Below are 23,748 nucleotides of genomic sequence, written 5' to 3' on the forward strand. Positions count from 1 at the left end.
ACCTATCTGGGACATTTCTCCATGCGTAACAAGACGTTCGCGGTGGCCGCGCTGCTCGCAGCCGCCGCCACCCTGACCCTCTCCGCCTGCGGCAGCGGCGACGACGCCAAGTCTCCCGTCACCGTGGTCTCCGAGGAGACCGGCTCGGGCAAGGCCGCCACCGTCCTCGACCAGCCGTTCGAGAAGCCGGACCTGGTCCTCACCGACACCCACGGCAAGAAGTACGACCTGCGCGCCGAGACCAAGGGCCACCCGACGCTCGTCTACTTCGGCTACACGCACTGCCCCGACGTGTGCCCGACGACCATGAGCAACATCGCCGTCGCGAAGAAGGCCCTGCCCAAGGCCGCGCAGAACGACCTCAGGGTCGTCTTCGTCACCACCGACCCCGGCCGCGACACCCCCGCCGAACTGGGCAAGTGGCTCAAGGGCATCGACCCGGAGTTCATCGGCCTAACCGGAGACTTCGCCACCATCCAGGCCGGCGCCCGCTCCCTCGGCATCTCCGTCGAGCCGACGACGAAGGACAAGAACGGCAAGGCCGTCTCGGTGCACGGCACCCAGGTCATCGCCTTCTCCCCGAAGACCGACGGCGGTTACGTCCTCTACGGCGAGGACGCCACGGTCGACGACTACACCAGGGACCTGCCGAAGCTCGTCGAGGGAGCCAAGCCGTGAGGCGTGCCCTCCGCGCCGCCGGTGCCGCCAGTGCCGCCGGTACCGCCGGTACCGCCAGTGCCTTCAGTACCGCCGGTGCCGTCCGGGGCCTCCCCGCGGCGTTGCCCGTGGCCGCGCTCGCCTGCGCCCTGGCCCTCACCGGCTGCGGCGCCGGCTCCGGCTCCGGCTCCTCGAAGGCGGAGCTGTCCGTGAGCGGGTCGTACATGCCCCAGCCGGTCTCCGCCGACATGGCCGCGGGCTTCCTGACCATCAGCAACAAGGGCGGCACGCGGGACGAGCTCACCTCGGTCAGCAGCGACGCCGCCGGCCAGGTCACCATGCACAGCACCACCGGCGGCACCATGGCCGAGCGCAGCTCCTTCGCCATACCCGCGCACGGCCGGCTCGTGTTCAGAAGCGGGGGCAACCATCTGATGTTCGACGGGCTGAGGCACGAGCCGAGGCAGGGTCAGACGGTCACCGTGAAACTCACGTTCGCCGAATCCGGACCCCTCACCGTCGAGATGCCGGTGAAGTCCGCCACGTACAACCCGTCGACCGGACACTGAGGGAGGGACCATCGTGACCCGCACCATCACCCCCCGCCTGCGGACCCTGGTACTGCTGCTTCTCGCCGTCACCGGAGCCCTGCTCGCGGGCGCCGGACCGGCCTCCGCGCACGCCGCGCTGACCGGCAGCGACCCCGCGCAGGGGGTGGTGGTCGACAAGGCGCCCACCCAGGTGTCGCTCACCTTCTCCGAGACCGTGGCGATGAGCGACGACTCGCTGCGCGTCCTCGACCCCCGGGGGAAGGCCGTCCAGAAGGGCAAGCCCGCCAACGTGAGCGGGACGACGTACGCCGTCCGGCTCAGGAGCGGCCTGGCGGACGGCACCTACACCGTCACCTACCAGGTCGTCTCGGCGGACAGCCACCCCGTCGCCGGCGCCTACACCTTCTCCGTCGGAGCCCCCTCGCAGACCGTCGTCTCCGACGTCGGGCCCGCGGCCGGCGGCGGGGTCGTGGGCCGCCTCTACGCGGTCGGGCGGTACGTGTCGTACGCCGGCTTCATCGTGCTCGCGGGCGACGCGGCCTTCGTGCTGGCCTGCTGGCGGCGCGGCGCGGGCGTACGGGCCCTGCAGCGGCTCGTGGTCGGCGGCTGGCTCGCGCTCACCGCCGCCACCCTGTGGCTGCTGCTCCTGCGCGGCTCGTACACCACCTCCGGGAAGTTCGCGGACGCCTTCGACCTGGACCTGCTCGGCCAGGTGCTCCAGACCAAGACCGGCGCCATGCTGGTCTCCCGGCTGCTGCTGCTCGCCGCCGCCGCGCTGTTCGTCGCCGTCCTCTTCAGCGCCTACACCAAGCGCGAGGACGACGAGAAGCGCGACCTGACCTTCGGGCTCTCGATCGGCGGCGTCGTGGTGGCCGCCGGTCTGGCGGCGAGCTGGGCGATGGCCGAGCACGCCTCCACCGGACTCCAGCCGGGCATCGCCATGCCGGTCGACGTCGTGCACCTGCTGGCCGTCGCCGCCTGGCTGGGCGGCCTCACCGCCCTGCTCGTGGCGCTGTACCGGGCGCCCGTGGACGCCCCGATCGAGGCCGCCGCCGTCCAGCGCTTCTCCCGCGTCGCCTTCGGCTCCGTCCTCGCGCTGGTCGCCACCGGCGTCTACCAGTCCTGGCGCCAGCTGGGCTCCTGGTCGGCGTTCACCGAGACCGAGTACGGCCTGCTGCTGCTGCTCAAGATCGGCCTGGTGGCGCTGCTGGTCGGCATCGCGTGGATCTCGCGACGGTGGACGGGACGGCTCGCGGACACGGCCGACGACGCCGGTTCCACGGAGGATTCCGTCGCCGATTCATCCGCCGACTCGGCTGCCGATTCCGCGGACGAAATGGCTGGGCGGCCCGAGAAGGAGCCCGTTCCCGCGTCGACGTCCGCGGCCAAGGCGGCCACCACCGGTGCCGTGGTGCTCGCCGGTACGGGTACCGGTGGCGGTGACCGTGATGGTGCCGGTGCCGGTGCCGATGACACCGCGGACGACGACAACGCTGACGGTGACCGTGACGGCGACGGCGAGCGCGCCGCGCAGCTCGCCCGGCAGCGGGTTGCGGTGGACGCCGCCCGGCGCAAGCGGCTCAGGGACGGTGACCCGAACCGCTTCGGGCTGCGCCGCTCGGTGCTCGCCGAGGCGGGCGTCGCGATCGTCCTGCTCGCCGTGACCACCGCGCTGACCCAGACCGAGCCGGGCCGTACCGAACAGGACGCCAAGGCCTCCGCCTCCCCCTCCGCCAGCTCTTCGGCGGCGACCTCCTCGTCCGGCGCCGTCACCCTGGACATGCCCTTCGACACCGGCGGCAGCGACGGCAAGGGCCTGGTCCGAATCGACCTCGACCCCGCGCGCGTGGGCGGCAACGAGATGCACGTCTACGTGCAGCGGCCCAACGGACGCGCCTTCGACGTCCCCGAGGTGAAGGTCGCCTTCACCCTGGAGGCGAAGAAGATCGGGCCGCTCCCCGTGAACCCCGACCACATCACCACCGGCCACTGGGCGGCCGACGGAGTGCAGATCCCGATGGCCGGCGACTGGAAGATCACCGTGACCGTGCGGACCTCCGACATCGACCAGGCGACCGTTTCCAAGAACGCGCAGATCGGCTGAACGACACCATGCCCGACCAGTCCATCCCCCAGGCCCGTACGCCCGAGTCCGAGGTGCGAGAGCCCGACGCACCCGGCGGCCGGGGCGTCTCCCGGCGCGCGCTGCTCGGCACCGCCGGGGCCACCGGGCTCGTGCTCGGCGCGACGGGCGGGGCCGTGGGCTACACCGCCGCGCCCGCCCAGGCGACTCCACTCACCTCGGTCGGCTCCGGGCAGGCGATGTTTCACGGGAAACATCAGCCCGGCATCACCGAGGGACTCCAGGCGCGCGGCCACCTCGTCGCCTTCGACCTGGTGGCCGGCGCGGGACGCAAGGAGGCCGCGGCCCTGCTGCGTCGCTGGTCGGTGACCGCCGAGCGGCTGATGGCCGGTGAGGCGGCCCCGCACGACGACACCGGCGTGGCCCGGGACTCCGGCCCCTCCTCGCTGACGGTCACCTTCGGCTTCGGCCACGGCTTCTTCGCGAAGACCGGCCTGACCAAGCAGCGGCCGACCGCGCTGGACCCGCTGCCCGACTTCTCCGCCGACCGGATCGACAGGGCGCGCAGCGGCGGAGACCTGTGGGTGCAGATCGGCGCCGACGACGCCATGGTCGCCTTCCACGCCCTGCGCGCGCTCCAGAAGGAGACGGGCGGCGCGGCCCGCCTCCGCTGGCAGATGAACGGGTTCAACCGCTCCCCGGGCGCCACCGCCCACCCCATGACGGCCCGCAACCTCATGGGCCAGCTCGACGGCACCCGCAACCCCAAGCCCGCCGAGCCCGACTTCGACGGGCGGATCTTCGTGCCCGCCTCCGGGGAGCCCGCGTGGATGGCGAACGGCTCCTACGCCGTCGTACGCCGTATCCGCATGCTCCTCGACGACTGGGAGAAACTGGCGCTCCCCGCACAGGAGGCGGTCATCGGGCGCCGCAAGGCCGACGGGGCGCCCCTGTCCGGGGGCGGCGAGACCACGCCGATGGACCTGGAGAAGGCCGACGCCAAGGGCGAGTACGTCGTCCCGCTCAACGCCCACGCCCGGATCAGCCGGCCCGACCAGAACGGCGGCGCGGCCATACTGCGGCGCCCGTTCTCGTACCACGACGGCTTCGACGCGGACGGCACTCCCGATGCGGGGCTGCTGTTCGTCTGCTGGCAGGCGGACCCGCTGCGCGGCTTCGTACCGCTGCAGCGCAAGCTCGACCGGGGCGACGCGCTGTCGCGGTTCCTCCGGCACGAGGCGAGCGCCCTGTTCGCGGTGCCGGGCGGCGCGGCGAAGGGGGAGTACGTGGGGCAGCGGCTGCTGGAAGGGTGAGCCCCCCCCTCCCGGCGTGAGCCCCTGGCGTGAGCCGGCAGGGAGGCCCAAGTCCAAGGGCGGCCCAGGGACGGCCGAGGGACGACCGAAGGGCAGCCCAGGGCCGTTCGGGTGAAGTTCCGGGGTTGAAACCACCCGCACGGGTGGCTGTCGTGAGACGCATGAGCCGGGCTCCCGTGCGGCCATTAGGGTGAGGACATGCCAGCGAGCTATGCGTATCTCGGTCCCGAAGGCACCTTCACCGAAGTCGCCCTGCGCACGCTTCCCGAGGCGGCCACCCGGGAGCTGATCCCGTACGTGTCGGTGCAGTCCGCACTGGACGCGGTGCGGACCGGCGAGGCCGAGGCCGCGTTCGTGCCGATCGAGAACTCCGTCGAGGGCGGCATCACCACCACCCTGGACGAGCTGGTCGCCGGCAAGCCGCTGATGATCTACCGCGAGGTGCTGCTGTCGATCACCTTCGCGCTGCTGGTCCGGCCGGGCACGAAGCTCGCGGACATCAAGACGGTCTCCGCGCACCCGGCCGCCCAGCCGCAGGTCCGCAACTGGCTCAGGAAGAACCTCCCGGACGCCCACTGGGAGTCGGCCACCTCGAACGCGGACGCCGCGCGTCTGGTCCAGGAGGGCCAGTACGACGCCGCCTTCGCGGGCGAGTTCGCGGCCGCCCGGTACGGCCTCGAGGCCCTGGAGACCGAGATCCACGACGCGGAGAACGCGCAGACCCGGTTCGTGCTGGTCGGCAGGCCCGCCCGGCCCGCCGCGCCGACCGGCGCCGACAAGACCTCGGTGGTGTTGTGGCAGCGGGACGACCACCCCGGCGCGCTGCGTGATCTGCTCGGCGAGTTCGCCAGCCGGGGGATCAACCTGATGCTGCTCCAGTCCCGGCCGACCGGTGCGGGCATCGGCAATTACTGCTTCTGCATCGACGCCGAGGGGCATATCTCCGACCGGCGGATGGCCGAGGCGCTGATGGGGCTGAAGCGGATCTGTCTCCAGGTGCGTTTCCTCGGCTCCTATCCCCGCGCCGACATCAGGCCGGGCGAGGGTCGGCCCACGCTGCCCGGCACCTCCGACGAGGAGTTCGTGGCCGCGTCCGACTGGGTGGCGCGCTGCCAGGACGGCCGTTTCTAGCCCCGTTCCGCCGGTACTACCTGCGTATCTTCGTTATCCACAGAAGTTATCCACAGGTCAGCTTCTCGACCTGGGGACAAGTCGATAACAACATGCCGCTCGGTCGACAAATCGCCCTACAGCCCGCAAGAGAGGTCACGGGTGCGCAGATCACCCTTCGTCCACCCGTTTCCATTGGTTCACCTTTTAGGGCGACCCCTTTCCATCCGAAAGTGGGTGTCATGGCACGCTGGACCGACAATTCCCAGGTGGGGACGACAGTTCCGGAGTGATCAATTCCGAAATCCACAGACTTTCCTCACAGCCTGTGGATAACTTTGGCCAGGATGTGGATTCCTGTGGACAACGTCGTCCCCAAGTGCCGCGCCAGACAAGGGAGTCCGGTCAACCAGGGGTCCGGCGCCTGCCCCGTTCCAGGGAATGAGACGGCCTTTATTGACCTCGCCCGGCACTCTGCGCAATCGCGCCATGGCGCGACGTAGGGCGCGAGCCGCAATACTGGGTCGTGGCCCGCGAGCTCGCACCGGTAGCCTTGGCCTCGTGATTGACCTTCGCCTGCTCCGTGAGGACCCCGACCGTGTGCGCGCGTCCCAGCGCGCCCGTGGAGAGGACGTCGCACTCGTCGACGCCCTCCTGTCTGCCGATGAGCGGCGCAGGTCGTCCGGCGTCCGCTTCGACGAACTGCGTGCCGAGCAGAAGCAGCTCGGCAAGCTGATCCCCAAGGCCACTCCCGAGGAGAGGGCCGAGCTGCTCAAGCGTGCCGAGCAGCTGAAGACCGACGTCAAGGCCGCCGACGCCGAGCGCGACGAGGCCGACTCCGAGACCCAGCAGCTGCTGCTCCGGCTCGGCAACCTCGTCTACCCCGACGTGCCCGTCGGTGGCGAGGAGGACTTCGTCACGCTGGAGACGCACGGCACGATCCGCGACTTCGGCGCCGAGGGCTTCGAGCCCAAGGACCACCTGGAGCTCGGCCAGATCCTCGGCGCGATCGACGTCGAGCGCGGCGCCAAGGTCTCCGGCTCCCGCTTCTACTTCCTCACCGGCGTCGGCGCCCTGCTGGAGCTGGCCCTGGTGAACGCGGCGATCGCGCAGGCCACCGAGGCCGGCTTCACGCCGATGCTGACCCCGGCGCTGGTGCGCCCGCAGTCCATGGCCGGCACGGGCTTCCTCAGCCAGGCGGCCGAGGACGTCTACCACCTCGACAAGGACGACCTGTACCTGGTCGGCACCTCCGAGGTCCCGCTCGCGGCGTACCACATGGACGAGATCATCGACGCGAGCAAGCTGCCGCTGCGCTACGCCGGCTTCTCCCCGTGCTTCCGCCGCGAGGCCGGTTCGCACGGCAAGGACACCCGCGGCATCTTCCGCGTCCACCAGTTCGACAAGGTCGAGATGTTCTCGTACGTCGCTCCGGAGGACTCGCAGGCCGAGCACCAGCGCCTGCTGGAGTGGGAGAAGCAGTGGCTGACCTCGCTGGAGCTGCCGTTCCGCGTCATCGATGTCGCCACCGGTGACCTCGGCGCCTCGGCCGCCCGTAAGTACGACTGCGAGGCGTGGATCCCGACCCAGGGCAAGTACCGCGAGCTGACCTCGACGTCGGACTGCACCGAGTTCCAGTCCCGCCGCCTGTCGATCCGCGTCCGCGACGGCAAGCAGGTCAAGCCGCTGGCCACGCTCAACGGCACCCTGTGCGCCGTACCGCGCACGATCGTGGCGATCCTGGAGAACCACCAGCTGCCCGACGGCTCCGTGTACGTGCCCGAGGTGCTGCGTCCGTACCTCGGCGGCCGAGAGGTCCTGGAGCCGGTCGCCAAGTGAGCCCCGTGGTTCCCTCCGGGAGGTTCCCGTACCAGCTGATCGCGACCGACCTCGACGGCACGCTCCTGCGTGGCGACGGGTCGGTCTCGCGGCGCACCCGTGACGCCCTCGCCGCGGCCACCGCGGCGGGCGCCGCGCACATCGTCGTCACCGGCCGCGCGGCCCCCTGGACCCGGCACGTCCTCGACGACCTCGGCTACGAGGGCCTCGCCGTCTGCGGACAGGGCGCCCAGGTCTACGACGCCGGGCAGCACCGCCTGCTGACGGCCGTGACCCTTGACCGGCAGCTCGCGGGCGTGGCCCTGGCGAAGATCGAGGCGGAGGTCGGCCCGCTGTACCTGGCGGCGAGCCGCGCCGGCCTGGACGGCGACGTGATCGTCGGCCCGGGCTACGCGCCCGTAGGCAAGCTCCCTGCCACCCCGTTCACGGACGCGTCCGATCTCTGGGCCGAGCCGCTGAACAAGATCTACATCCAGCACCCGACGCTGAGCGACGACGAGCTGGCCGAGACGGCCCAGCGCGTGGCCGGCGGGTTCGTCAACGCCGTCATGGCCGGCGCGGGCATCGTGGAGCTGCTGCCGCTCGGTCTGTCCAAGGCCACGGGCCTGTCCCTGGCGGCCCGCCGCCTGGGCCTGAAGGCCGCCGGCACCATCGCCTTCGGCGACATGCCCAACGACATCCCCATGTTCGCCTGGGCCGCCCACGGCGTGGCCATGGCCAACGCCCACGACGACCTGCGCGCGGTGGCGGACGAGGTGACGGCCTCCAACGAGGAGGACGGCATCGCGGTGGTCCTGGAGCGGTTGCTGGGCTGAGGCCCCGGTCGGTACCGGGCGCTGCTACATTCGGCGCCCATGCGATCACGCGAGTACGACCTCGACTTCCGCGACGGCTCGGCACGCATACGCACCTGGGGCGTCGTCCTGCTCGGCGTGGCGGGCCTGCTGTGGACCTGGTGCGCCGTACTGCTGCTCACGCCGTACCAGGTCGACCGGGAACCCGACGACCAGTACCCGAAGCAGTGCGAGGCGCGCCTGTTCACGGACCGCGGCACCGCCAACGAGGGTGTCTACCGGGGCGATTACTGCGCGGACGAACGGGACTGGCCCGAGGCGCTCCTCGTGCTGGGCCTGTCGGTGCCGGTGTCGGTCGTGGGTGCCGCGCTGGTCACCACGGGGGTGGTGAGCAGGCGGATGAGCGCTCACGCGGAGGCCATGCGCGAGCTGGACAGGATCGCCGACCAGCGTGCGGCGGCCCAGTCGGAGTGACCACGGGGTGACCTTGTCCGTCGCCCCGGAGGGAATGCCGCGGAGCACAGGGCGGAACCTGGGGCGGAACGTCTGGCGATACGTCTGCCGACACACGCGGGATGTCTGTCGACACACGGGGCGGAACGTCTGGCGGAGGATGCACGGATCGAACGTGCGCGGGCTTTCCAGCCCGACCTTGGCTCAGCAAGCCAGTGCCTTACCACTCGGCCAATCCTCCGGGTGGGCGGCCCACGCGAGAGCGACATCGCGTGCTCGAAGCGGCCGCCCCGGGCAGTCGGCGGCTGCGGAGAGGTAATGGCTACTCCGGAGCCGGCCTCGGGCTGCCCTGTCGGGAGCTGGGCGTACTGCCGTGCATGGGCATCGCCGTGCTCCTCTCCCAGTCGGTGACGCCGGGTCCGTCCCGGCGGGTGGGGCACCACCAATGTGCCCTGCCCACCGATCGGGACGCAACCGAATTAGCGCGGGCCCGTGGGGCCTGCCTACTCCTCGCCCGCCAGCTTCAGCGAGCGCAGCTTCTGCCCGGCGTACCAGGTGGCCAGCACGGTGACCGCGACCAGCAGCACCGTGGCGGTCGTCAGGCTGACGTCGGAGGTCACGAGGTCCCCGCCGGCGACCTTGTGGGCGACCGCCAGAGACCACTGCTGGACGCTGAGCGTGCGCGCGCCGGGCACCAGGGAGCCGAAGAGCGTCTCCCAGACGAGCGCGTAGACCAGTCCGAAGACCACCGCGTGCCGCGAGACGGTACCCAGCAGCAGGAACAGCGCGGAGTAGGCGATCGAGGAGACCAGCGCGGCGACCGTGTAGGCGACGGCGATCTGCTGGCCGTTGCCGTTGAGGATCAGGCCCGCGATCAGGGTCGGCAGCGCGGAGAACACCATGGTGACCGCGATGGCCACGATCAGCTTGGTGAAGATGATCACCGGCCGCTTCAGCGGCTTGGACAGCAGGTAGACGACGGAGCCGTCGTCGATCTCCGGGCCGATCGCCCCGGTGCCGGCGATGACGCCGATGATCGGAACCATGGTGGCGATCGCGAAACCGCCGAGGACGTCGGCGGCCGTCTGGTCGTCGGCGCCGGACAGGAGGCGCACGGCGACGGCGATGACGATCAGCAGCATCGGCAGCGCGCCGAGGATGAGGGCCCGGCGGCGGCCGAGCAGGGCCCGATAAGTGAGCCGGGCGACGGTGGGGTCGTACATCTTCGGCCTCCTACGCCGCGACGAGATACGAGAAGACGGACTCGAGGGACTCGTCGGACGGCGAGACCGTGAGCAGCCGGATGCCGTGGTCGCGGGCGACCTTGGGCAGCAGCGCGGTGAAGCGGCCGAAGTCGACGGCCTGGACGCGCAGCGCGCCCTCCGCGTGGTCGACCTCGATGCCGGACGTCGACGGGTCGGCGATCAGCGCGGCCGCGAGGGCGCGGTCGTCGCTGGAGCGCACCAGGTAGCGGTGCGGGCGGTCGGTCATCAGGCGGCGGATCCTGCGGAAGTCGCCGCTGGCCGCGTGCCGGCCGGCGACGATCACCTCGATGTGCCAGGCGAGCTGCTCGACCTCTTCGAGGATGTGGGACGAGAACAGCACCGTGCGGCCCTCGTCGCCCATGCGCCGCAGCAGGTCCATGAGCTGCATGCGCTGGCGCGGGTCCATGCCGTTGAAGGGCTCGTCGAGCAGGAGCAGCGACGGGTCGTGCACGAGGGCGCTCGCCATCTTCACGCGCTGGCGCATGCCCTTGGAGTAGGTGGAGATCTGCCGGTCCTGCGCGTACTCCATCTCGACCGTGGCCAGCGCCCGCGCGGCCGCCTTCTCACCGAGGCCGTGCAGTTCGGCGTTGGCGACGACGAATTCGCGGCCGGTGAGGAAGTCGTACATCGCCTCGCGCTCGGGGACGATGCCGATGTGCCGGTAGATCTTCTCGTTGCGCCACACCGGCTGTCCGTCGAGGGTGACCGTGCCGGTGGAGGGGGCGAGGAAGCCGCCCATCATGTTGATGAGGGTGGACTTCCCGGCGCCGTTGGGGCCGAGCAGGCCGGTGACGCCAGGGCCGACGGTCATGGTGATGTCGTTGACGGCGACCACGTTGCCGAACCAGCGGGAGACGTGGTCGATGCTGAGTGTTGTCACAGGCCGACCTTCTTGTAGCGGCGGATCAGGAGGCCGTAGGACGCGGCGATCAGGCCGAGGACGGCGAGGACGTACACCACTCCCTCTCCCGTGGAGGGGCCGGTTCCGCCGGGGAAGGAGGAGCCGCCGCCGAGGAGGGAGGACTGCACACCGTCGATCAGCGTGACGGGCGAGAACAGGCCGATCCAGGGCACGGCACCGGTGTGGCCGTTGAAGTCGGAGATGCCCTGGAGCGTGGAGACCGCGCCGTAGGAGATCGTCAGCACGGCGATCACGGCGGCGATGCCGAAGCCGCGGCGCGGGGTGACGGCGGCGATGACCAGGCCGATGCCGGCGAACAGCAGCGAGAGCAGCGCCACGGAGACCAGTCCCTCGCCGAACTGCTCGCTCTGGTGGGCGAAGCCCATCTTGGCCAGCAGCGCGCCCACGTAGAGCACGATCAGCGGGGCGCCGGTGAGGATGAACAGGGCCGAGGCGAGCGCCGCGAACTTCGCCAGGACGTAGTCGGCGGTCTCGATGGGCCGCGAGAAGTACAGCGGGATGGTCTTGAAGCGCAGGTCGCGCGAGACGGCCTGGGGTGCCTGCGAGGCGACGTACAGGCTGATCACGGCCTGCATGACGATCGCGTAGCGGGTGAAGGCGTGGGGCAGCGGGAGTTCGTGCGCCTTGGTGGCCACCGCGACGGCGACCATGATGGCGGCGGGCACGCACATCACCGCGAACAGCAGCATCGGCAGCACCTTGGACTTCACCGAGCGGCCGAGGCCGTAGGAGCCGCGCAGGGACTGCGAGTACAGCGAGCGGCGGGCGTAGGCGCGGCCCAGGCGCGGGCCGTCGTAGCCGCGGTAGCCGATGTCGTGGATGCGGGTCTGGTCGCCGGCCGGTGTCACCGCCGGCTGGAGGGGCTGCTCAACCGCCATGGCCGACGGCCTCCTTGTGCTGCTCGTCGCTGCTGGTGAACACCTCGGAGATGCGGTGCCGGCGCTGTTCCATGCGCACCAGGCCGAGTCCGAGGTCGGCGACGACGTCGCGTACCAGGTCGTACGTCTCGTCGCCCGTGGCCGTCAGCAGCAGGATGTGTCCGGCGCCGGGCAGGCCGTCGCCGTCGCCTTCGGTTGCCACCCCGCGCGCGTGCAGCGCCTCGCGGACCGCGCGGGTGCCGTCGGGGTGATCGTCGCTGTCGGTGACCTCGATCGCGAGGGTCGTCGTGGTCTGCGTGAAGTCGGTGGTGGACGAGGAGCGCAGCAGCTTGCCGCCGTCGACGACGACGACGTGGTCGCAGGTGCGCTCCAGCTCGCCCAGCAGGTGGGAGGTGACCAGGACCGAGATGCCGAAGTCGGTGTGGATGCGGCGGATCAGGCCGAGCATCTCGTCGCGGCCGACCGGGTCGAGGCCGTTGGTCGGCTCGTCCAGGAAGACCAGCCGCGGGTCGTGCACCAGGGCCTGGGCGAGCTTCACCCGCTGCTTCATGCCGGTGGAGTAGCCGCCGATGGGGCGGTAGCGCTCCTCGTACAGGCCGACGTGGCGCAGGGTGTCCGCGGTGCGCTCGCGCGCGGCGGTGGGCGGCAGGCCGGACATGCGGGCCATGTGCACGACGAACTCGGTGGCCGAGACGTCGGGCGGCAGGCAGTCGTGCTCCGGCATGTAGCCCACGCGCTCGCGGATGGCGGCGCCCTCGGTGGCCACGTCGAGGCCGAGCACCTCGGCGCGGCCCTCCGTGGCGGGGGACAGACCCAGCAGGATCTTGATCAGGGTCGACTTGCCGGCGCCGTTGGCTCCGACGAGTCCGGTCACACCGGCTCCGATGTCCACGGACAGCCGGTCGAGCGCGGTCACCCGGGGGAACCGCTTGCTCAGGCTTTCGGTCGCGATCACAGTCACGCCTTTGACGGTAGTGACCTCCGCCATGCCGGTCGTCAGACCTCAGAGCCGTCTTCACGTCAGCCCCGAGTATTACGGCGCCCTTACGTGAGGATGAGGGAAACCCTGAGAGACGCCCCTCGGGGGCCACCCTCCGCGCGCACCGCCCACGGCCCTTGATCCCCCTATTGACGCCGCCTCTAACAACTGCGACATTCACCGGTGTCACGTTACGGACGCGTACCGCAGTCGACGGAACAGGACGGGGCGGGCGGGATGACGACGGCAGTGAGCAGCGAACTCTCCGCGGAACTGCGGGGATTCAGGCGGGTGCAGCGCCTCGCCTACGAGTGCGCGGAGGCGGTCGCGGCACGCCTGGAGCCCGGCGTGACCGAGCGCGAGGCGGCGCGCATGCAGCGGCGGTGGCTGCACGAGCGGGGGGTACGGGACTGGTTCCACCTGCCCTTCGCCTGGTTCGGCGACCGCACGGCGTTCACGGGCTTCCGCGTCCCGCTGCAGTTCTTCCCGACCGACCGCGCCCTGGAACCCGGGATGCCGTTCATCCTGGACATGGCCCCGGTGCACGAGGGCTTCACGGCGGACATCGGCTACTCGGGCGCGCTCGGCGACCACCCGGTGCAGGCCCGGCTCATGGCCGACCTTCGGGCGCACCGCGAGCTGATCCTGCGCGAGGTGCGCGAGCGGCGCCCGCTGCGCGAGATCTACGAGGACGTGGACCGCCTCATGGTCCGCCAGGGCTACGCCAACCGGCACCGGGCCTATCCCTTCGGCGTGATCGCCCACAAGGTGGACCGGGTGCGGCAGCGCCGCCTATCCGCACACCTGTTCGGTTTCGGTACCCAGTCCCTGAAGGGACTGGCGAGCGACGCGCTGCACGGTCACCGCGAGGGCTGGTCGCCCCTGTGGTCGCCGTACCGCTTCTCCGACCACCCCCCGCGACCGGGCCTGTGGGCGGTCGAACCCCACCTCGGCTTCAGAGGGACGGGCGCCAAGTTCGAGGAGATCCTGGTGGTCACCGACTCCCGGGACCCCGCGGAGAGCGCCTTCTGGCTGGACGACGATCTGCCGCACACGCGGCGCTGGGCGGAGGACAAGTGACGTTGAAGGGCGCGCGAGAGCGCCGGGTACGGACCGGCGGGGTCGAGCTGTGCGTCGCCGAGCTGGGCGACCCCACGCGGCCGACGGTGGTGCTGGTGCACGGCTACCCGGACAGCAAGGAGGTCTGGTCGGAGGTCGCCGTCCGCCTGGCCGAACGCTACGGCTTCCACGTCGTCCTCTACGACGTCCGGGGCCACGGCCGCTCCACGGCACCCCGGCCGCTGCGCGGCGGCTTCACCCTGGCCAAGCTCACGGACGACTTCCTCGCCGTCGTCGACGCGGTCAGCCCCGACCGCCCGGTGCACCTCGTCGGGCACGACTGGGGCTCGGTGCAGTCCTGGGAGTTCGTGACGGTCGCCCGCACCCGGGGCCGTATCGCCTCCTTCACCTCCATGTCCGGGCCGTCCCTCGACCACTTCGGGCACTGGATCAACGCGCGCGTGAAACGTCCGACGCCCCGCCGGGTGGGACAGCTCCTCGGCCAGGGCGCCAAGTCCTGGTACGTGTACCTGCTGCACACTCCCGCCCTGCCGGAGCTGGCCTGGCGCGGGCCCCTCGGCAAACGCTGGCCGAAGATCCTCCAGCGCGCCGAGAAGATACCCGCCGGCGACTACCCGACCCCGTCCCTCGCCTCCGACGCCGCGCACGGCGCCTGGCTGTACCGGGACAACGTCCGCTCCCGGCTGCGCAGGCCGCGCCCGGACGCGCACGCCCACGCGCCCGTGCAGCTCATCACCCCGCAGGCGGACGCGTTCCTGTCCGAGCGGCTCTACGACGACCTGGAGCAGTGGGTCCCGCGGCTCACCCGGCGCACCCTCCCGGCCAAGCACTGGATCCCGCGCACCCGCCCCGACCAAGTGGCCGCCTGGATCGACGAGTTCGTGACCGCCGTCGACGGCGGCCGCACCGAGGTGGCCTCCGCCGGACACCACTCCGACCGTTTCCACGGGCAGTTGGTGCTCGTCACCGGCGCCGGCAGCGGCATCGGCCGGGCGACGGCGTTCGCGTTCGCGGAAGCGGGCGCCCGCGTGGTGGCCGTCGACCGCGACGCCGAAGCGGCCGCCCGCACCGCCGAGTTGGCCCGCCTGATCGGCGCGCCCGAGGCCTGGGCGGAGACGGTGGACGTCGCCGACGAGCAGGCCATGGAGAAGCTGGCCGAGAAGGTGCACCGCGACCACGGCGTGGTGGACGTGCTGGTCAACAACGCCGGCATCGGCCTGTCGGGCTCCTTCTTCACCACCACCCCCGCCGACTGGCGCAGGGTCCTGGACGTCAACCTGTGGGGTGTGATCCACGGTTGCCGTCTCTTCGGCGCGCGCATGGCCGAGCGCGGCCAGGGCGGCCACATCGTCAACATCGCCTCCGCGGCCGCCTTCCAGCCCTCCCGGGCGCTGACCGCCTACAGCACCTCCAAGGCGGCGGTGCTGATGCTCTCCGAGTGCCTGCGCGCCGAACTGGCCGCGCAGGACATCGGGGTCACCGCGATCTGCCCCGGCATCGTCAACACCAACATCACCTCCACGACCCGCTTCACCGGCGTCGACGAGGCCGAGGCACAGCGCCGGCAGAAGAGTTCGGCCCGCCTGTACGGGCTGCGCAACTACCCGCCGGAGAAGGTCGCCGGGGCGATCCTGGACGCGGTGGTCCACAACCGGGCGGTGGTCCCGGTGACCCCTGAGGCCCGGGGCGCGCATCTGCTGTCGCGGTTCATGCCGGGGGTGCTGCGGAGGATCGCCCGCGTCGAACCGAAACTGTGAGGCCGGTGAGGGCTTCACCGTTTCGCACGGAGGCCGGTGAGGAGGGCTTCGCCGGTTCGGCCGCCGAGGCCTCCGCCGGTGAGCCCTCCGCCGGTTCTCCGTTCCGGCGACCGTCCGGCCCGGTGCGTCATCCGGCGACCGTGTAGGAGCGCGCCCCCGACCCGGCGAGCCCGCCGCCGTCCACGATCAGGTAGTCCGGGCGGATGGGGCGCCCCTCGAGCCAGCACTCCAGGATCTCCCGGGTGCCGGCCGCGTAGCGGGCCTGCGCCGAGAGCGTCGAGCCGGACACGTGCGGTGTCATCGCCTCGTTGGGCATCGTGCGCCAGGGGTGGTCCTCCGGCGGCGGCTGCGGATACCAGACGTCACCGGCGTACCCGGCCAGCTGACCGCTCTCGAGCGCCCGCACCACGGCGTCCCGGTCGACGATGAGCGCGCGTGCGGTGTTGACGATGTACGAACCCCGCTTCATGGCGCCGATCAGCTCGTCGTCGAAGAGGTTCTGCGTCTGCGGATGCAGCGGCGTGTGGATCGACAGCACGTCGACCGCGGCGGCCAGCGACTCCGGGTCGGGATGCCAGGTCAGCCCCAGCTCCTCCTCGACCTCCTCGGGCAGCCGGTGCACGTCGTGGTAGTGCAGGCGGACGTCGAACGGCTTGAGGCGGCGCAGCACCGCCTGGCCGATACGGCCGGCGCCGAGCACGCCGACGTCCATGCCCTCGATGTCGTACGCGCGCGAGACGCTGTCCGCGATGTTCCAGCCCTTCTTGGCGGTCACCCAGTCGTGGGCGGGCATGTAGTCGTGCACCAGGGTGAGGATCTGCATGACCGCGTGCTCGGACACGCTGATGCTGTTGCTGTAGGTCACCTCCGCCACCGTCATGTCGTGGGCGATCGCGCTCGGCAGGTCGACGTGGTCCGAGCCGATCCCCGCGGTGATCGCGAGTCCGAGCCGCGGCGCCGCCTCGATCCGCTCGGGGGTCAGGTAGGCGGGCCAGAACGGCTGCGAGATCACCACGTCGGAGTCGGACAGCTCACGGTCCAGGGTGGAGTCGGGCCCCTCCTTGTCGCTGGTCACGACATAGGTGTCGCCCCTGTCCTCCAGGAAGTCACGCAGTCCGAGTTCTCCCGAGACACAGCCGAGGAGCTGGCCCGGGGTGAAATCCACGGCTCGCGGGGTCGGCGCGGTCTGGCCGCCCGGATAGCCGGTGATTCGGGGAATCTCGTCGCGGGCGTAGCGCGGAGGGTAACCGCCCACGGGGTCGGGATAGAGCACCGCAAGAATCTTCGCCATGACCGTCCTCCACCGGTGAGGAAAAAGGCCCTGGTAATCCGGGCAGGACACCGATGTTTTCCTCAACTTTAGTCGCGCGTGCGCAGACGCGGCAATCCCGTCGAAAACATGGGAGTGACCCCGCCGGGTGGGCGCGGCGCCAGCTATCCGAATACGGCCTGCGCGAGAGCCACACCGCCGAAGACCGCCCCGAGTCCGGCGACGACCGACGCGAGCACATTGGCCGCCGCGAGAAATCGCGATCCCGCCTCGGCCAGCGTCAGCGTCTCGTACGAGAACGTGGAGTAGGTGGTCAGGGCACCGCACAGGCCGGTGCCGAGGAAGAGCTGCACGCCCGGCGAGGCCACCCCGGCCAGGGCCGCCCCGGTCAGCACACCCAGGACCGCCGACCCGGCGATGTTGGCGGCGAAGGTGCCCCACGGGAAGACGGTGTCGTGACGGGCCCGGACCGCCCGGTCGATCAGGTACCGCAGCGGGGCACCGAGGGCTCCGCCGAGCACGACGAGCAGGAACCTCATCCCACCCGCCTCCTCGCCCGGACCCCCAGCCGGACACCGGTCACCCCGAGCCTCACACAGACCAGCGCCGCGACCACGGTCGCCACCAGGTAGACCAGAGCCACACCGGCCCTGCCCTCCCGCACCAGCCGCTCGATGTCGGCGCAGTACGTGGAGAACGTCGTGAAGCCGCCGAGGACCCCCGTACCGAAGAAGGGGCGCAGCAACGGGTGCGCACCCCACACCTCGGTGATCGCCGCCAGGAAGGCGCCGATGACCAGACAGCCCACCGCGTTCACGCACAGCGTCGTCCAGGGGAAGGCCGCCCGGCCGGTCGGCCACAGCAACGCCGCCTCGTACCGGGCACAGGCACCCAGTGCCCCGCCCACGGCGATCACGACGATCACGGGGATCACGGTGATCACCCGCGCACGCCTGTCGCGGGCGCCCGAACCCCGGGGCGCGTCGCACGGGAGCCCCGTCATACGGCCGCTCCCCTCATAAGTCCGTGAATCCCACACTAATCCTCTGTCCTGACACCCCTGCGGCCCTGTTGTCCTGAGACCACTGCGACAGGACAACACCCCCTTGACATCAGGAATTACGAGACGTCTCCTGGAAGGGGGAAAAAGCATCGGAGGCTGCCGATGGCAACCTATGAATATCTATGCAGCCGCTGTGGCTCTTTCGATGTGACGCTGCCGATCGGCACCGCACCCAAAGCTTATGGTTGCCCCGATTGCGCGGGCGCGGGAAGACGTGTGTACTCCGCCCCCGGCCTCGCGCACACCCCACACGCGGTCGCCGCTCTCCATGCCCGGGAGGAGCGGTCCCGCGAGGCCCCGGCGATCGTGTCCGAGGTGCCGCCACGCGGAGAAGCGCCACCACGCGGAAGAGCACGACCGCCCGCGCATCCCGCGCTCTCGCGGTTGCCGCGCCCGTGAGGACGGTGGTCGTCGACCAGGCAGACCAGGCAGAACGTCTCGAACGTCGGCACCCGGACCCGGACGCCGAGCCCACGCGGTGCGTGGAACGCGGCCGCCGCTGACACAACGGCCGTCGCACAGCGCGTTCATCCCTCACGGCGCGTTCGTCCCACACAGCGCGTTCATCGCGGACTTAGGAGGTGCGTCCCCATGGGCAACGTGGGGCTGCTCTTCGTCGGTGCGGTTCTCTTCATGAACGGGCTGATCCTTCTCGACAAGGTGGAAGCCCGGTCGGCAGCGGTGTTCAACCTTTTCATAGGCGCACTCCAGGTGCTGACACCGACGTACCTCATCTTCGTCGCCGGAAGCGATCCCAAACAGATACTTGCGGCGTCGGGAATCTACCTCTTCGGCTTCACCTACCTGTACGTGGGTATCTGCCTCCTCGCCGACATCGAATTGACCGGTGTCGGCTATTATTCGCTCTTCGTGGCCGTAGCGGCCCTAGGGTACTCGTTCGTCAATTTCCGCCTCTTCAAGGACTACCCATTCGGAGTCATCTGGCTCTACTGGGCATTCTTGTGGTTCCTGTTCTTCTTGCTCCTCGGACTCAAGCAGGACAGGCTCCGCCACTACGTCGGCTGGGTCACGGTGATCGAAGGCTGGATCACCGGCGCGATCCCCGCCGGCCTGTTGCTCTCCGGTTACTGGAAACACCCCGACGAGACCGCCATCGCACTGGGCGCCTTCGCCGTGGTGGTGTTCACGGCTCTGTGGCCGCTCACCCGGAAATCGCGGGAGCCGGCCTCCGCCCATTCGAATGCCGGCCAGAACGCGCCCGCACCGGATCGGCGGTAACGGATCGGAAGCATCACAATCAAAGAGGAAACCGTCATGCCCGAAGTCATCTTCACAGTGGACCAGAGCAAATCCATGCGCGACCAGGACCCGCCCGGTCACAACAGGTGGCATCCGGATGTGCCCATAGCCGCCATGGTGAAGCCGGGAGCGGAATTCCGCGTGGAATGCCGTGACTGGACCGACTGCCAGGTCGGCGACAACGACTCCGCCAACGACGTGCGCGACATCGACCTCACCATCCCCCACATGCTCAGCGGCCCGATAGGCGTGGAGGGCGCCGAGCCCGGCGACCTGCTCGTCGTCGACATCCTCGACCTCGGTCCCATACCGCAGCGGAAGGGGGACGCGGCCGGCGAGGGCTGGGGCTATACCGGCATCTTCGCCAAGGCCAACGGCGGAGGCTTCCTGACCGACTACTTCCCGGACGCCTACAAAGCCATCTGGGACTTCCACGGCCAGCAGGCGACCTCCCGCCACCTGCCCGGCATCCGCTTCACCGGCATCACCCACCCCGGGCTGTTCGGCACCGCCCCGTCGGCCGAACTGCTCGGCCGCTGGAACACCCGCGAGGCGGCGCTGATCGAGACGGACCCGGACCGGGTCCCGCCGCTCGCCGTACCCCCGGACGTCACCAACGCGCTCGCCGGCAAGGCCACCGGCGACCTCGCACGGCACATCGCCGAGGAAGGCGCGCGCACCGTGCCCGCCCGCGAGAACGGAGGAAACCACGACATCAAGAACTTCACCCGGGGATCGAGGGTCTTCTACCCCGTCCACGTCAAGGACGCCAAGTTCTCCGGTGGCGACCTGCACTTCAGCCAGGGCGACGGCGAGATCACCTTCTGCGGCGCCGTCGAGATGGGAGGCTTCATCGACTTCCACGTCGATCTGATCAAGGGCGGCATGGAGACGTACGGCATCCACACCAACCCCGTGTTCATGCCCGGCAACGTCGAGCCGCGCTACTCGGAGTTCCTCACCTTCATCGGGATCTCCGTCGACGCTGACACGGACACGAACTACTACCTGGACGCGACGCTGGCCTACCGCCGGGCCTGCCTCAACGCGGTCGAGTACTTCAAGAAGTTCGGCTTCAGCGGCGAGCAGGCCTACCTGCTGATAGGCGCCGCCCCCATCGAGGGACGCATCAGCGGCATCGTGGACATCCCCAACGCCTGCTGCTCGCTCTACATCCCCACCGCCATCTTCGACTTCGACGTCCGGCCGACCTCCGCCGGCCCGACGAAGGCCGACCGCGGACAGTGCGCGGTGACCAGCTGACCGGCCGCGAACGGATCCTCAACCCAAGGGAGTTCATCAACACGAGGCCGGGGCACGGGTGTTGGGCGCCCCGACCTCACCAGCCCCATAACGTAGTGAAGTTGGCGAATCACCCGAAAGCACAGGGGAGTTGTCCACAGCTTGCCCAAATCCCGTGTGGATAACTCCAGTTGGCTGTGGATCAAACCTCGAAAGGAAAACAACCTGCGTGATCCACGTCTCTCCGTCATCCTGTCCGAATGGCATCTGATACTGACCATACGAAAGAAGGACAAGCGGGAGAGATGGACGACCGACGCGTGGTGAAGGTGTCGAAGTACCTCTCGAAACACCTGCGTCACCAGCCCGAACGCATCGGGCTCACCCTCGACGCGGCCGGCTGGGTCGAGATCGACACGCTGATCGCCGCGGCGCTCGCCCACGGCTTCCGGTTCACGCGCGAGGAACTCGACCATGTCGTGGCCGCCAACGACAAGCGGCGCTTCGCCATCGACGGCTCGAGAATCCGCGCCAGCCAGGGCCACAGCGTCTCGGTCGACCTCGGTCTGCCCCCGACGGCCCCACCGCCGTACCTCTACCACGGCACGGTGGCGGCCGCCCTGGAGTCGATCCGCGCCGCCGGGCTCAAGCCCATGAGCAGGCACGACGTCCACCTGTCGGCGGACCGCGAAACCGCGACCCGGGTCGGCGCCCGCCGCGGCAGGCCCGTCGTCCTCGCGGTCGACGCCGGCGCCATGCACCGCGACGGCCATGTCTTCCAGGTCAGCGCGAACGGGGTGTGGCTGACGCGGGCCGTACCACCGCGTTACCTGCGCTTCCCCGGCCCCCGCTGACGTCCGGGCCGACCCGGAGGCCGACCCGGAGGCCGACCCGGAGGGCACCCCGGCCGGGCGGCCGTCACGCCAGCTGCGCCGGAGCCTCCAGGGCGATCCGCTCGAAGACCTTCTCGTCGGCGGCGAAGTCGGAGTCCGGGATGGGCCAGTGGATCACGATCTCGTCGAAGCCCAGCTCCTGATGCCGCCCCGCGAAGTCCACGAACGCGTCGAACGACCGCAGCGGGCGGCCGCGGTCCGGGGTGAAGCCGGTGAGCAGGATCTTGTCCAGCCCGGCCGCGTCCCGACCGGCCTCCGCGCAGGCCTCGGACAGCTTGCCGAGCTGCCCGCGCAGCGCCTCCACCGACTGCTCCGGGGTGCCGTTCTCGTACAGCTTGGGGTCGCCGGTGGTCACCCATGCCTGCCCGTACCGCGCGGCGAGCTTCAGCCCGCGCGGACCCGTGGCCGCGACCGCGAAGGGCAGCCGGGGCCGCTGCGCGCAGCCGGGGATGTTGCGCGCCTCGTGCGCCGAGTAGAACCGGCCCTCGTGCGTCACCGTGTTCTCGGTCAGCAGCCGGTCCAGCAGCGGCACGAACTCGGCGAACCGGTCGGCGCGCTCGCGCGGGGTCCAGGGCTCCTGCCCGAGGGCGGTCGCGTCGAAGCCGGTGCCGCCGGCACCGATGCCGAGCGTGATCCGGCCGCCCGAGATGTCGTCCAGGGAGACCAGTTCCTTGGCGAGCGTCACCGGGTGCCGGAAGTTGGGCGACGTGACCAGAGTGCCCAGGCGCATCCGCTCCGTGACGGCCGCGGCGGCGGTCAGCGTGGGCACGGCACCGAACCAGGGGCCGTCCCGGAAGCTGCGCCAGGACAGGTGGTCGTAGGTGTAGGCGCTGTGGAAGCCGAGCTGCTCGGCGCGCTGCCACGCCTCGCGGCTCCCCTCGTGCCAGCGGCGGTACGGGAGGATCACGGTGCTCAGACGCAGACTCATGCCTGAGAGCCTACGGCGACGGCCACCGCGTCCGGACAGCGGCGGACGCGGAGCCGAACCGCCCCCCGACGGCCTCCGACCGACCTCCGGCCGGGCTCCGTGCCGGACACCCGCCCTGACGGCCCCGTCCCCGGCCCCACCGCGCGCACGATCCGCGTCCCGGGCTGTGAGCAACCTCTCCGCCGCCGGAGGTCGCCGCCCGGCCGGGATCAGCGGGTGCGCCTCGTTGGCCTTTCCGGGCACGGCGGTGCACCTCGATGTCTCGTCCGGGCACGGCTGAGTGCTTTCCATGCCTGTCCGGACGCGGCTGAGCGCCTTCCATGCCTGTCCGGGGCGAGGGCGCGCCTCCCCGTCCGATCCGGGTGCGTCCGCGTGCCGTCGGCCTCCGGTCCGCCGCGGGCCCGGTGTCGCGCGCCTCACGCACAGCTCACGCGCGCCTCGTCCGGGCGAAGTGCCACGCCCTCGGGCGGCCGTATGCGCGAGAATGACGCGGTGACCTCAGCGACCAGACGGCCCGGGACACCGGCCTCCCCCAAGTTCTCGGCCTCGCGCGAACCGGAAGGCCCCGCGGGCCCGCCGCCGCGGCTGATCGCCACCGACCTCGACGGCACGCTGCTGCGCGACGACCAGTCGGTCTCCCCGCGGACCGTCGCCGCCCTGGCCGCCGCTGAGGACGCGGGCATCGAGGTCTTCTTCGTCACCGGCCGCCCGGCCCGCTGGATGAACGTCGTCAGCGACCATGTGCACGGCCACGGCCTGGCGATCTGCGGCAACGGCGCCGCCGTGGTCGACCTGCACGGCGGCCCCGGCGCCCACCGGTTCGTGAAGGTGCGCGAGCTGGCCAGGGAGCGCGCGCTGACGGCCGTACGGCTGCTGCGCGAGGCGGCGCCCGGCACGATGTACGCGGTCGAGCAGACCTACGGCTTCCACCAGGAGCCGGCCTACCCCAAGCTGCACATGGAGATACCGGGCACGCTGCTGCCCGCCGAGGAGCTCCTCGCACCGGACGGCCCGGACGCCGATCAGCCCGTGCTCAAGATCCTCGCCTACCACCCCGAGCTCGACCCCGACGCCTTCCTCGGCGCCGCCCGCCTCGCGATCGGCGACCACGCCAACGTCACCCGCTCCAGCCCCAGCGCCCTGCTGGAGATCAGCGGTCCGAGCGTGTCCAAGGCCAGCACGCTGGCCCTGTGCTGCGCCGAGCGCGGCATCGCCCCCGAGGAGGTCGTCGCCTTCGGGGACATGCCCAACGACGTCGAGATGCTGACCTGGGCCGGCCGGTCCTACGCGATGGGCAACGCCCACCCCGACGTCATCGCCGCCGCCTCGGGCCGCACGGTCGCCAACAACGAGGACGGGGTGGCGGTCGTGATCGAGCGCCTGCTCGCCGACCGCCGCTGACCCCGCCGGG

Annotated in this window: 23 protein-coding genes and 1 tRNA gene; 15 read left to right on the forward strand and 9 right to left on the reverse strand. The window is 70.8% G+C overall.

Translation table 11 applies throughout. The features are described from left to right. Positions 1 to 21: 21 nt before the first annotated feature. The 8 genes from OIB37_RS18710 to OIB37_RS18745 all read left to right on the forward strand — a co-directional run bounded on the left by OIB37_RS18710 (position 22) and on the right by OIB37_RS18745 (position 8,821). The gene (locus OIB37_RS18710) at positions 22 to 678 is read left to right on the forward strand and encodes an SCO family protein (RefSeq protein ID WP_330458744.1); all 657 of its coding nucleotides are present in this window, start codon (positions 22 to 24) and stop codon (positions 676 to 678) included. A 101-nt stretch (positions 679 to 779) separates the two neighbouring features. Beyond that, entirely contained in the window at positions 780 to 1,226 is a 447-nt protein-coding gene (locus tag OIB37_RS18715; RefSeq protein WP_330461889.1) for a copper chaperone PCu(A)C, read from the forward strand. 13 nt (positions 1,227 to 1,239) lie between these two features. Beyond that, positions 1,240 to 3,312 carry a copper resistance CopC/CopD family protein gene (locus tag OIB37_RS18720; RefSeq protein ID WP_330458745.1) on the forward strand — a complete coding sequence of 691 codons (2,073 nt, stop codon included), beginning with the start codon at positions 1,240 to 1,242 and terminating at the stop codon, positions 3,310 to 3,312. 8 nt (positions 3,313 to 3,320) lie between these two features. Further along, positions 3,321 to 4,604, forward strand: coding sequence for an iron uptake transporter deferrochelatase/peroxidase subunit (efeB, locus tag OIB37_RS18725; protein WP_330458746.1), 1,284 nt, complete (start codon positions 3,321 to 3,323; stop codon positions 4,602 to 4,604). 198 nt (positions 4,605 to 4,802) lie between these two features. Beyond that, the gene (gene pheA / locus OIB37_RS18730) at positions 4,803 to 5,735 is read left to right on the forward strand and encodes a prephenate dehydratase (protein WP_330458747.1); all 933 of its coding nucleotides are present in this window, start codon (positions 4,803 to 4,805) and stop codon (positions 5,733 to 5,735) included. 540 nt (positions 5,736 to 6,275) lie between these two features. Then, a complete protein-coding gene (gene serS, locus OIB37_RS18735) occupies positions 6,276 to 7,553 on the forward strand; it encodes a serine--tRNA ligase (RefSeq protein WP_330458748.1) in 1,278 nt (425 codons plus the stop codon). Beyond that, positions 7,550 to 8,368 carry an HAD family hydrolase gene (locus OIB37_RS18740; protein WP_330458749.1) on the forward strand — a complete coding sequence of 273 codons (819 nt, stop codon included), beginning with the start codon at positions 7,550 to 7,552 and terminating at the stop codon, positions 8,366 to 8,368. Before serS ends, OIB37_RS18740 begins: the two co-directional genes overlap by 4 nt. A gap of 39 nt (positions 8,369 to 8,407) precedes the next feature. Then, a complete protein-coding gene (locus OIB37_RS18745; RefSeq protein ID WP_330458750.1) occupies positions 8,408 to 8,821 on the forward strand; it encodes a hypothetical protein in 414 nt (137 codons plus the stop codon). A gap of 130 nt (positions 8,822 to 8,951) precedes the next feature. Here the strand turns inward: OIB37_RS18745 and OIB37_RS18750 are convergent. From OIB37_RS18750 to OIB37_RS18770, 5 genes are all read right to left on the reverse strand, one after another. Next, a tRNA-Ser gene (locus OIB37_RS18750) sits at positions 8,952 to 9,041 on the reverse strand. 262 nt (positions 9,042 to 9,303) lie between these two features. Continuing rightward, complete coding sequence (locus tag OIB37_RS18755; protein WP_330458751.1) at positions 9,304 to 10,023, reverse strand: ABC transporter permease; 720 nt, start codon at positions 10,021 to 10,023, stop codon at positions 9,304 to 9,306. Between the two features lie 10 nt (positions 10,024 to 10,033). Beyond that, positions 10,034 to 10,945: an ABC transporter ATP-binding protein gene (locus OIB37_RS18760; protein WP_330458752.1), complete on the reverse strand. Its 912-nt coding sequence runs from the start codon at positions 10,943 to 10,945 to the stop codon at positions 10,034 to 10,036. Then, positions 10,942 to 11,865, reverse strand: a complete 924-nt coding sequence (locus OIB37_RS18765; protein WP_330458753.1) for an ABC transporter permease subunit — start codon at positions 11,863 to 11,865, stop codon at positions 10,942 to 10,944. Before OIB37_RS18765 ends, OIB37_RS18760 begins: the two co-directional genes overlap by 4 nt. Beyond that, positions 11,855 to 12,853, reverse strand: coding sequence for an ABC transporter ATP-binding protein (locus OIB37_RS18770; RefSeq protein WP_443058172.1), 999 nt, complete (start codon positions 12,851 to 12,853; stop codon positions 11,855 to 11,857). The genes OIB37_RS18765 and OIB37_RS18770 overlap by 11 nt, the downstream gene beginning before the upstream one ends. Positions 12,854 to 13,081: 228 nt before the next feature. Here OIB37_RS18770 and OIB37_RS18775 point away from each other — a divergent pair, with 228 nt between their 5' ends. Together OIB37_RS18775 and OIB37_RS18780 are read left to right on the forward strand one after the other, a co-directional pair. After that, positions 13,082 to 13,924, forward strand: a complete 843-nt coding sequence (locus tag OIB37_RS18775) for a M24 family metallopeptidase (protein ID WP_330458754.1) — start codon at positions 13,082 to 13,084, stop codon at positions 13,922 to 13,924. Continuing rightward, positions 13,921 to 15,681 carry an SDR family oxidoreductase gene (locus OIB37_RS18780; RefSeq protein ID WP_330458755.1) on the forward strand — a complete coding sequence of 587 codons (1,761 nt, stop codon included), beginning with the start codon at positions 13,921 to 13,923 and terminating at the stop codon, positions 15,679 to 15,681. The genes OIB37_RS18775 and OIB37_RS18780 overlap by 4 nt, the downstream gene beginning before the upstream one ends. 127 nt (positions 15,682 to 15,808) lie before the next feature. On the opposite strand, the gene OIB37_RS18785 is transcribed toward OIB37_RS18780, so the two are convergent. The 3 genes from OIB37_RS18785 to crcB (OIB37_RS18795) form a co-directional block, all read right to left on the reverse strand. Further along, on the reverse strand, positions 15,809 to 16,972 hold the full coding sequence (locus OIB37_RS18785; RefSeq protein WP_330458756.1) for an NAD-dependent formate dehydrogenase: 1,164 nt from the start codon (positions 16,970 to 16,972) through the stop codon (positions 15,809 to 15,811). 143 nt (positions 16,973 to 17,115) lie between these two features. Further along, entirely contained in the window at positions 17,116 to 17,490 is a 375-nt protein-coding gene (gene crcB / locus OIB37_RS18790) for a fluoride efflux transporter CrcB (protein WP_330458757.1), read from the reverse strand. Then, positions 17,487 to 17,954: a fluoride efflux transporter CrcB gene (gene crcB, locus OIB37_RS18795; RefSeq protein WP_330458758.1), complete on the reverse strand. Its 468-nt coding sequence runs from the start codon at positions 17,952 to 17,954 to the stop codon at positions 17,487 to 17,489. Before crcB (OIB37_RS18795) ends, crcB (OIB37_RS18790) begins: the two co-directional genes overlap by 4 nt. Before the next feature lie 162 nt (positions 17,955 to 18,116). Between crcB (OIB37_RS18795) and OIB37_RS36315 the strand changes: the two genes are divergently transcribed. The 4 genes from OIB37_RS36315 (at position 18,117) to OIB37_RS18810 (ending at position 21,370) form a co-directional block, all read left to right on the forward strand. After that, a complete protein-coding gene (locus OIB37_RS36315) occupies positions 18,117 to 18,413 on the forward strand; it encodes an FmdB family zinc ribbon protein (protein WP_443058173.1) in 297 nt (98 codons plus the stop codon). 192 nt (positions 18,414 to 18,605) lie between these two features. Beyond that, a complete protein-coding gene (locus OIB37_RS18800; protein WP_330458759.1) occupies positions 18,606 to 19,253 on the forward strand; it encodes an AmiS/UreI family transporter in 648 nt (215 codons plus the stop codon). 36 nt (positions 19,254 to 19,289) lie between these two features. After that, positions 19,290 to 20,537, forward strand: a complete 1,248-nt coding sequence (fmdA, locus tag OIB37_RS18805; protein WP_330458760.1) for a formamidase — start codon at positions 19,290 to 19,292, stop codon at positions 20,535 to 20,537. Positions 20,538 to 20,821: 284 nt separating this feature from the next. Beyond that, on the forward strand, positions 20,822 to 21,370 hold the full coding sequence (locus OIB37_RS18810; RefSeq protein WP_330458761.1) for an RNA 2'-phosphotransferase: 549 nt from the start codon (positions 20,822 to 20,824) through the stop codon (positions 21,368 to 21,370). Between the two features lie 64 nt (positions 21,371 to 21,434). On the opposite strand, the gene OIB37_RS18815 is transcribed toward OIB37_RS18810, so the two are convergent. After that, on the reverse strand, positions 21,435 to 22,337 hold the full coding sequence (locus OIB37_RS18815) for an LLM class flavin-dependent oxidoreductase (protein WP_330458762.1): 903 nt from the start codon (positions 22,335 to 22,337) through the stop codon (positions 21,435 to 21,437). A 474-nt stretch (positions 22,338 to 22,811) separates the two neighbouring features. On the opposite strand from OIB37_RS18815, the gene OIB37_RS18820 reads away from it, so the two are divergent. Then, the gene (locus OIB37_RS18820) at positions 22,812 to 23,738 is read left to right on the forward strand and encodes a Cof-type HAD-IIB family hydrolase (protein ID WP_330458763.1); all 927 of its coding nucleotides are present in this window, start codon (positions 22,812 to 22,814) and stop codon (positions 23,736 to 23,738) included. The last annotated feature ends 10 nt before the right edge of the window (positions 23,739 to 23,748 follow it).

Source organism: Streptomyces sp. NBC_00820 (assembly GCF_036347055.1).
In the GTDB taxonomy this organism is placed as follows: domain Bacteria; phylum Actinomycetota; class Actinomycetes; order Streptomycetales; family Streptomycetaceae; genus Streptomyces.

Bases quoted from the DNA above. Each gene is read 5' to 3' on its own strand.
- OIB37_RS18710 (WP_330458744.1), top strand. From the start codon at position 22: ATGCGTAACAAGACGTTCGCGGTGGCCGCGCTGCTCGCAGCCGCCGCC.
- efeB (WP_330458746.1), top strand. From the start codon at position 3,321: ATGCCCGACCAGTCCATCCCCCAGGCCCGTACGCCCGAGTCCGAGGTG.
- pheA (WP_330458747.1), top strand. From the start codon at position 4,803: ATGCCAGCGAGCTATGCGTATCTCGGTCCCGAAGGCACCTTCACCGAA.
- OIB37_RS18745 (WP_330458750.1), top strand. From the start codon at position 8,408: ATGCGATCACGCGAGTACGACCTCGACTTCCGCGACGGCTCGGCACGC.
- OIB37_RS18755 (WP_330458751.1), bottom strand. From the start codon at position 10,023: ATGTACGACCCCACCGTCGCCCGGCTCACTTATCGGGCCCTGCTCGGC.
- OIB37_RS18765 (WP_330458753.1), bottom strand. From the start codon at position 11,865: ATGGCGGTTGAGCAGCCCCTCCAGCCGGCGGTGACACCGGCCGGCGAC.
- OIB37_RS18770 (WP_443058172.1), bottom strand. From the start codon at position 12,853: ATGGCGGAGGTCACTACCGTCAAAGGCGTGACTGTGATCGCGACCGAA.
- OIB37_RS18775 (WP_330458754.1), top strand. From the start codon at position 13,082: ATGACGACGGCAGTGAGCAGCGAACTCTCCGCGGAACTGCGGGGATTC.
- OIB37_RS18785 (WP_330458756.1), bottom strand. From the start codon at position 16,972: ATGGCGAAGATTCTTGCGGTGCTCTATCCCGACCCCGTGGGCGGTTAC.
- crcB (WP_330458757.1), bottom strand. From the start codon at position 17,490: ATGAGGTTCCTGCTCGTCGTGCTCGGCGGAGCCCTCGGTGCCCCGCTG.
- crcB (WP_330458758.1), bottom strand. From the start codon at position 17,954: ATGACGGGGCTCCCGTGCGACGCGCCCCGGGGTTCGGGCGCCCGCGAC.
- OIB37_RS36315 (WP_443058173.1), top strand. From the start codon at position 18,117: ATGGCAACCTATGAATATCTATGCAGCCGCTGTGGCTCTTTCGATGTG.
- OIB37_RS18800 (WP_330458759.1), top strand. From the start codon at position 18,606: ATGGGCAACGTGGGGCTGCTCTTCGTCGGTGCGGTTCTCTTCATGAAC.
- fmdA (WP_330458760.1), top strand. From the start codon at position 19,290: ATGCCCGAAGTCATCTTCACAGTGGACCAGAGCAAATCCATGCGCGAC.
- OIB37_RS18810 (WP_330458761.1), top strand. From the start codon at position 20,822: ATGGACGACCGACGCGTGGTGAAGGTGTCGAAGTACCTCTCGAAACAC.
- OIB37_RS18815 (WP_330458762.1), bottom strand. From the start codon at position 22,337: ATGAGTCTGCGTCTGAGCACCGTGATCCTCCCGTACCGCCGCTGGCAC.
- OIB37_RS18820 (WP_330458763.1), top strand. From the start codon at position 22,812: ATGCGCGAGAATGACGCGGTGACCTCAGCGACCAGACGGCCCGGGACA.